The following is a 5,529-nucleotide window of genomic DNA, read 5'->3' as shown; positions in this document are numbered from 1 at the left end:
TTCAACATATAAGTTGCTGCTATGCAGAACAAAACATGACATGCACTTGCACTTGCACTTGCTTTCTCCTTTTGTTTTAAACCATTCCTGTGGCAGGGAAAGGCAGTTACCGCTTCTATGTATGGCTAGCTGCTCTCGCCCCCTAAAAGAAAGGGGTTTTTAGATCATTTTTCTTCAATTTGTATTTATATAAAAACAGTTTATTTTCAGTGAGTTTATCAGATTATAATGAGTTTATTTAATGGAATAAAATTATATTACAATATTTTTTGATGTAATTTTTAAGATTTAATAATATATGCACAGTGTTTAATTCGGAATTACTATATGCTAAATTAAAGGTTTACACTCAGAATCTATAATGTTTTAATGGAAGTAACAGCCATATATATCCATTTTGATTCTTCGACATACCTACTATGCAGAATGCAACATGATCTGCACTTGCTTTCTCCTTTTGATGTGGTGGGAAAAGTCATGACCGTTTCTATACGCGGCCAGATACTCCCCTTCAAAATTATATATAGATATAATTTTTACGTGTATGAAATAAGAGAGGAGGATAAGTAAATTTAAGAAGTAGTCATAGTAAGAGGAATTATTATCGTATTAACGTAATAAAGGAATATAAGGAGGCTGGTGAGAAAATCGGCGTTTGGTATGACCGTTAGAATGGATTTGAATGAAAGGAATGATTTATATGAACAGAGGAAAGAATGATAGATTACAAAAGTCAATGAAAGTATTTATGGCATCTGCTGTTATGACAACGACATTATTTACATCTATGACTGTAAATAGTTTGAACATTCATGCTGAAACTACGCAAACCCAGGCGCAATATGAAGTGAGGACGTTTGATCTTCCAAGTACAGGACATTATATAGGGGAAGCAGCAAGAGAAAGAAGAAGTGGGCAACAAAACTATACGCCAACAGGAATCTATGTAAAACCGAATGAACAAGTCACAATTGAAGTATCGGGACTATCAGGATTAGAAATGCTTGGAGCAACCATTGGGACAAATGAATATGATAAAGAAGGGGGAAAAACATTTCGTCTTTCTCCTGGTTCTAACACCATCTCCTCTCCAAACGGTGGTTTATTAGGATTTGATAACTGTGAAGGGAAAAGAACAGTTAAGGTGAAAGTAACACAAGGCGGGAGCCCTGTTCCATTCTTTGAATTAGGGAAGCATACGAAAGCAGACTGGATTGCCATGATGGACAAGTATCCAGATGCACATGCTGTACAATTAAAGTCAAAGAAAGCAGTACTTACCGTTACTCAGGAAAGTGCCAAGAAATATATTGTAGATCAAGATCCTGTTCCATTATTAAAAAAATATGATGACATGATTCTAGTACAAGATAGATTCTCGGGGCTATCTGAAACAAGTTCTAATCCGTTACATCGTTCAACTCGCCGTCTTTGGGCTTTTGTAGAAAACCCTAACAACCCACCGGGCAAGTACATGTATGCAGGTCAGGATGGAGTCGTGTTTACTACTGCTTATGACGCAATTAAAAGTGCTTTGAATGTAAATGAATTTGGATGGGGACAAATGCATGAAGCAGGGCATACAAGGCAACAATATCCTTGGACGTGGAATGACCGTAGTGGAATGACTGAAGTCACTGTTAATATCTATTCTTTAGTTGCACAAAAACAATTATTCCCGAATCAACCAACGCGTTTAGAAAAAGAGGGGGATTACGATAGAGCCTTTGCATATTTAAAACAAACAGATAAAGAATATAAAAATATTGATGACTTGTTTGTGAAAGTTGTTATGCTTTGGCAACTTCATTTAGCATATGGGGAAGAATTTTATCCGAATCTTCACAAACTATATCGAGAGTTGCCAAAGGATAAACTTCCAGAAACTGATGAAGATGAAATACAAGCATTTATTTACAATACATCGAAAGTAGCGAAACAAAACGTACTTCCATTCTTTGATCAATGGGGACTAAAAGCATCACAAGAAACAAGAAAAAAAGTAGAAGCTTTGAACTATCCAACATTAACTGCCCCTATATGGGAAGCAACGGATGCGAAGCCTGTTAAACCAACTGCCGCATATGGTCCAAGAAAATAATGAAAGCAAGTGTGTAATCTAGCTAGTAATGCAATCGATGACAATCCAAATACAATTTGGCATAGCTAATAGAGCACATCATATAATCCCTTATAAACAAGGGAGATTACGTAAGTACATAGAGAAATAGGGCATAGATGGGAATTTAGCCAGGATTTTTCTAAATCATTGACAGTTATATATGATACGCGTGTGCCGATTGGTAGGATTGTGCAGATTAGAAGATCTGTGAATCAGTGATACCTATATATCTTTTTTAGAAAAAGGTATTATGATAATTTTATTCTGTTATTCAATAATGATTATGTAGAAAAGGGGCTACTTCGGGTTAAACTGTACTCAGTAGGGTAGCCTCTATTGCTATCAAGCTAACAAAACAAACTTCCCCTAAAATGAAAAAATACGCTACCCTTTCTATAGCATCATAGGAAAGGATGGCGTTTTTGATATGAACTTATCTATTATTGATGAACTAGAATTGTTTTCTAAAGAGTTGCAACGATATATGTCACCTGATGCTTTAGAGCAATTAGCTAAAAATGTAGGGTTTGTTAAACAAAAAAATACATACCGCGCACAAGATCTAGTGGCCCTATGTATTTGGTTAAGTTAAAACATAGCTCATACTTCATTGACGCAATTATGTAGTCTATTATGTATACGTAATTTAGGATATTTCGACTTAAAAGACTTACATACTAGGGGGTATCGCTTTTAAGTAATTCACGAAGTATTTAAAAACTATTAAAAAGTAATATGAAATCTTACATATTTAATCCAAATTAATTTATCTAAATAATATGGTATTTTGTTTCAGTTATATATTAGTATGGAGGGAAATTATGAAAAAGAAAATGAATCAAATTATGCTTGGAATTAGTACAATGGCATTGTCGTTAGGGGCATTGCAAGCTGAAGTATCAGCGGAAGAAAAAGTACCTTACAATGTAATGCAAATGAAACCAGCAGGGATAGAAACGCCAAAAGATGCCATTTCTCATTCTTCAAAAGCTGATGAAACATTATCATATGAAGAGCGTTTAAAAGTCGGGAATTTTTTACAGAAGCCAGCTTCCACTACGAAAAGTGTAAAAGAGAAGCAGTCGCAACAAAGCTATACTTTAGATGAGCTGAATAAAATGAGCGATGAGGAGTTAATTGATACACTAGCGAATATTCGCAGCGGACAAATTAAAGATTTATTTCAGTTTAACGAAGGAACAAAAGCTTTCTATGGAAATAAAGAGCGTCTGCAAGTAATCATGAACGGATTAGAGAAACGAGGGAGTACGTTTACAAAAAATGATGCAAAAGGAATTGATACGTTTACTGAAGTGCTTCGCTCTGCTTTTTATGTCGGATTTTATAATGAGGAATCAAGTTTAGGTTATTTAAAAGAGAGAAGCTTCAAGGATAAATGTTTACCGGCATTGAAAGCAATTGCAAAGAATCCGAACTTTAAACTTGGTACAGCTGAGCAAGATTTGGTTGTAAATGCATACGGGGATTTAATGAGGGGTGCTACTAGTGACGTTGAAACGGTGCAGTATGCAGCAAAGATTTTAAAACAGTACAATAATAATCTTTCTACATATATAAGTGACCGTGCGAAAGGAGACGCTGTATACGCTTTAATACAAGCCGTTGATGCTGATATATATACTGATTGGGTCCTTTCGGGTAAAGAGACAAAAGCGTCAATGTGGTATGGAAAGATTGATAGTTTTATAAATGAAGTCAATAAAATGGCGCTTATAGGTAATGTGACGGATAAAAATGGGTGGCTCATTAATAATGGGATTTACTGTGCAGGACGCCTAGGTAAATTTCACAGTAATCCGAAAAAAGGATTAGACGTTGTTACCAAAGCGATGCAAATGTATCCATATTTAGGAGAGCAATATTTTGGTGCGGTACAGCAGATTGATACAAATTATGGCGGAGTAGATGCGAACGGAAAAACAGTAAGTTTAGGTCAAATTAAAGAAGAGGGCAAGAAGAAATTTTTACCTAAAACGTATACATTTGATGACGGGGCAATTGTCTTTAAAACGGGAGATAAAGTGACAGAGGAAAAAATCCAAAGAATGTACTGGGCTGCGAAAGAAGTAAAAGCGCAATATCACCGTGTAATTGGAAATGATAAAGCATTGGAAAAGGGGAATGCGGATGATGTATTAACAATCGTAATTTATAACTCGCCAGATGAATATCAATTTAACCAGCAACTGTACGGCTATGAAACAGGTAATGGTGGTATTTATATTGAACATGTCGGAACGTTCTTTACATATGAACGTACGCCGCAGCAAAGTATTTACAGTTTAGAAGAATTATTCCGTCATGAATTTACACACTATTTACAGGGAAGATATGAAGTGCCTGAATTATTTGGACAAGGAGACTTTTATCAAGATGAACGTTTGACATGGTATGCAGAAGGAAATGCAGAATTCTTTGCAGGATCGACGCGTACGAATAATGTAATGCCGCGTAAGAGTATTATAAGAGGTTTATCAAACGAACCAGAAAAACGTTATACAGCAGAACAAACATTATTTTCAAAATATGGATCATGGGATTTTTATAAGTATTCCTTTGCATTGCAGTCTTATATGTATAATCAAAAATTTGATACATTCGATAAAATACAAGATTTAATTCGTGCAAATGATGTGAAAGGTTATGATGCATACCGAGAGGAGTTAAGTAAAGATGCACAATTGAATAAAGAATATCAAACATATATGCAGCAATTAATTGATAATCAAGAAAAATTTAATGTGCCGCAAGCATCAGATGATTATTTAGTAAGTCATGCACAGAAGGCACTAGCTGAAGTGAAGCAGGAAATTGTGGATGTTGCAAATGTAAAAGATGCAAAGATTACAAAGCATAAGTCTCAATTCTTTAATACATTTACAGTTGAAGGTACGTATACAGGCAATGCAACGAAAGGTGAATCTGAAGACTGGAAAACGATGAGTAAACAAGTGAACGAAGCATTAGAGAAGCTGTCGCAAAAAGGGTGGAGCGGTTATCAAACAGTAACAGCGTACTTTGTAAATTATCGTGTAAATAATGAAAATCAGTTCCAATATGATATTGTTTTCCACGGCATTGCAACGGATGAAGGCGCAAATGAAGGAATGATTGTAAAGAGAAAAGATTCATATTACGGGGAAGCAAATAACGCAATTGAGTTTAAGAGCGATAGTTCAAAAGCTGAAGATCGAAAAATCATTTCTTATCTTTGGGACTTTGGAGATGGGGAAACAAGCACAGAAGAAAATCCTACTCATGTATATGAAAAAGAAGGAACGTATACGGCAACCTTAACAATGAAAGATGATCAAGGAAAAGAAAGTAAAGAGCGAATGACAGTTAATGTAGATCGAGCAAGAGAAACATATTACGGGGAAGAAAAT

At 35.3% G+C, this 5,529-nt stretch carries 2 protein-coding genes and 1 pseudogene; all 3 read left to right on the top strand.

Going from position 1 to position 5,529, the window contains the following annotated elements; genetic code table 11:
• Positions 1 to 700 precede the first annotated feature (700 nt).
• Complete coding sequence (locus V7183_RS09160; RefSeq protein ID WP_335359275.1) at positions 701 to 2,101, top strand: M60 family metallopeptidase; 1,401 nt, start codon at positions 701 to 703, stop codon at positions 2,099 to 2,101.
• 448 nt (positions 2,102 to 2,549) lie between these two features.
• A pseudogene (locus V7183_RS09155) lies at positions 2,550 to 2,711 on the top strand (IS4 family transposase); the annotation flags it as partial.
• A gap of 232 nt (positions 2,712 to 2,943) precedes the next feature.
• On the top strand, positions 2,944 to 5,529 hold a 2,586-nt coding region (locus tag V7183_RS09150), incomplete at its 3' end, for a collagenase (protein ID WP_335359274.1).

The sequence above is a fragment of the Bacillus sp. JJ1127 genome (assembly GCF_036965845.1).
GTDB lineage: Bacteria > Bacillota > Bacilli > Bacillales > Bacillaceae_G > Bacillus_A.
The sequence above is the reverse complement of the archived record's forward strand: the minus strand, read 5'-3'. Positions and strand labels throughout refer to the sequence as shown.

Bases quoted from the DNA above. Each gene is read 5' to 3' on its own strand.
- V7183_RS09160 (WP_335359275.1), top strand. From the start codon at position 701: ATGAACAGAGGAAAGAATGATAGATTACAAAAGTCAATGAAAGTATTT.